This window comes from Actinosynnema sp. NPDC020468, assembly GCF_040642015.1.
Lineage (GTDB): Bacteria > Actinomycetota > Actinomycetes > Mycobacteriales > Pseudonocardiaceae > Actinosynnema.
Genome location: NZ_JBFAEO010000108.1, coordinates 1 through 3,065, shown reverse-complemented (window position 1 = coordinate 3,065; position 3,065 = coordinate 1). Strand labels below are relative to the sequence as shown.

Annotated in this window: 2 protein-coding genes; both read left to right on the top strand. The window is 69.3% G+C overall.

Annotated elements, in window-relative coordinates:
- The first annotated feature begins 352 nt into the window (after window positions 1-352).
- Complete coding sequence (locus AB0G50_RS35830; RefSeq protein WP_360118558.1) at window positions 353-1,270, top strand: glutathione S-transferase C-terminal domain-containing protein; 918 nt, start codon at window positions 353-355, stop codon at window positions 1,268-1,270.
- Window positions 1,271-1,363: 93 nt separating this feature from the next.
- Window positions 1,364-2,944: a PQQ-binding-like beta-propeller repeat protein gene (locus tag AB0G50_RS35825; RefSeq protein ID WP_360118555.1), complete on the top strand. Its 1,581-nt coding sequence runs from the start codon at window positions 1,364-1,366 to the stop codon at window positions 2,942-2,944.
- Window positions 2,945-3,065: the final 121 nt, after the last annotated feature.

The following is a 3,065-nucleotide window of genomic DNA, read 5'->3' as shown; positions in this document are numbered from 1 at the left end:
CATATCGATCGCATCGTCTTCTACGATGAACACAGCAGGTGCTGTTCGTCAAGCCGAACGACGGGACTGATATGCCGAACACAGGGGGGTCGCGCTCCACCGGGAGACGAACGCGCGGGTCCGACCAACGGCGATCGCGGCCGGGCCGGGTTGCGCCTCCACCAGGAGACGAACCGCACACCGGAGCCCGGCGCCGCGCGTTCGCGCGTCCGGTTCGGGCGGCGCGACCACCCGGGCACGACGTAGGTTGGGCGACGTGAGTGACACGCCGCAGCACAGCGACAACCCCGAGCACTCGCGGGGCGGGACGTACTCGGTCGAGGGCAAGGAGTTCACCCGCGACACCCGGTACATCACGACCCGCGTCACCGCCGACGGCCGGGACGGCTTCCCGGTCGAACCCGGCCGTTACCGGCTCATCGCGGCACGCGCGTGCCCGTGGGCCAACCGGACGATCATCGTGCGCCGCCTCCTCGGCCTGGAGGACGCGCTCTCCCTCGGTCTCGCCGGACCCGTGCACGACGCGCGGTCCTGGACGTTCGACCTCGACCCGGGCGGCCGTGACCCGGTGCTGGGCATCGAGCGGCTCCAGGAGGCCTACTTCCGGCGCGACCCCGAGTACCCGCGCGGCATCACGGTGCCCGCGATCGTGGACACCACCACCGGCGCGGTGGTCACCAACGACTTCGCGCAGATGACGCTGGACTTCTCCACCGAGTGGAAGGCCTTCCACCGCGAGGGCGCGCCGGACCTGCTGCCGCACGCGCACCGGGAGGAGATCGACCAGGTCAACCGGCGGGTGTTCACCGAGGTCAACAACGGCGTCTACAGGTGTGGATTCGCGGGCAGCCAGGAGGCCTACGACGAGGCGTACACCCGGCTGTGGACCGCGTTGGACTGGCTCGAGGAACGGCTGACCGACCGGCGCTACCTGGTCGGGGACACCATCACCGAGGCCGACGTGCGGCTGTTCACCACGCTCGTCCGGTTCGATCCCGTGTACCACGGCCACTTCAAGTGCAACCGGCAGAAACTCCTCGAGCTGCCCGCGCTGTGGGGTTACGCCCGCGACCTGTTCCAAACGCCGGGATTCGGCGACACGGTCGACTTCGACCAGATCAAGAAGCACTACTACGTGGTGCACAAGGACATCAACCCCACGCGGATCGTCCCGAGTGGACCGGACCTATCCGGCTGGAGCACGCCGCACGGCCGTGAATCGCTGGGCGGTAGGCCGTTCGGGGACGGGACGCCACCGGTCAACCGGTAACGACCGGACTCGAAGTTGGTGTGTTCGGAGCAAGATGAGACGCGGAGCCGACCAGTACGGTGAGTCACAGGCCGCCCACTGAGAGGAGTGGAAGTGCCTGTGCGCAAAGGAAGACGTCGAATCACGGCGCTGGTCGGCACCGCTGTCCTGCTGGTCGCGGGTTCGACGAGTGCCGTCGGCGAGCCCACCGGCGGGCATTTCGGCGACTGGAGCACCTGGGGCGCGAAGAACGGCACCCGGCACAACGCCGCCGAGTACCGCATCAACCCCCGCACCGCCGGGAAACTCACCCTGAAATGGGCTTTCGCCTACCCCAAAACGGGTTTCCCGACCAAGAGCCAACCGGCCGTGGTGGACGGCGGCGTCTACTTCGGCAGCCCGGACGGCAAGTTCCACGCCCTCGACGCCCGCACAGGCGCGACGAAGTGGACGTTCGAGCTGGGCTCGGTGCACCCCGGCGGTGTCTCCACCGACGGGCCGACGGTGGCCGACGGCAAGGTCTTCTTCGGCGACAGCGGCGGTTTCCTGTACGCGCTGGAGCAGGACACCGGCAAGGTCGTCTGGGCCAAGAACACCGAAACCCACCGCGCGGGCATGCACACCAGCTCGCCGGTGTACTACGACGGCCACATCTACGTCGGCGCGTCCAGCGGCGAGAACATCAACCCCGACAAGAACTACCCGTGCTGCACCTTCCGGGGTCACGTGGACTCGATCGACGCCGACACCGGCGACGTGACCTGGCGCTACTACACGACTCCCGAGCCGACCGCGGTCGGCACGTGGCCGAGCGGCGCGACCAAGTACGAGCCGTCCGGCGCCGGCGTCTGGAGCTCTCCGGTCGTTGACGAACACACCGGGACCCTGTACGTGGGCACCGGTCAGCTGTACTCCGGCACCACCGGCGACTTCGACTCGTTGCTGGCGCTCAACGCCCGCACCGGCGCGGTGCGCTGGAAGCAGCAGGTGACCAAGGCCGACACGTGGCGGCTGCTGTGCGGTTTCCCGGACAACGACGGGTACTGCCCCGGCCAGAAGGACGGCACCGCGCTGGACTACGACATCGGCGCGACACCGACCCTGTTCCAGGTCAAGGGACGCACCATGGTCGGTGTGGGCCAGAAGAGCGGTGTCTACCACGTGTTCGACGCGCGGACCGGCGCGGTGTCGTGGCGGCGGCAGCTGTCCACGCCGATGCCCGGCGGCGGGTTGTCGGGCATCCAGTGGGGTTCCAGCTACGACGGCCAACGGCTGTACATGGCGACGAACTTCGGCAACCCCGGCACCGTGTTCGCGCTCGACCCGGCCAAGGGCGACGTGCTGTGGCAGACGCCCAACCCGGCCGACGGCTGCACCACGGGCGGCGCGTCGAAGTACCCGGCGCAGTGCGTCCGCGCGCACACCCCGGCCGTGACCACCAGTCCCGGCCTGGTCTACGAGGGCAGCGGCGACGGCAAGATGCGGGTGTACGACTCGAAGACCGGCGCGGTGCTGTGGACCTTCGACACGGTCCAGGACTTCGCCGGCGTCAACGGGTTGACCGGCACCGGCAACTCGTTGGCCGGCAACGGCGGCGCGGTCGTCTCCAACGGGATGCTCTACGTGCACTCGGGCTACAACTGGCCCTCGTACCCGAGCCCCAACGGCACCGTCCTGCTCGCCTTCGGTCTCTAGTCCCACCCGTTCCGGGGGGGGGGGGGCCCGGAAACGGGGCCCCCCGGCGGGCCCCCCGGGGGGGTGCCCGGCGGGTATAACCGACCCGCGGGGTTGGGTGGGTGGGGGGTTAGGGAGTGGC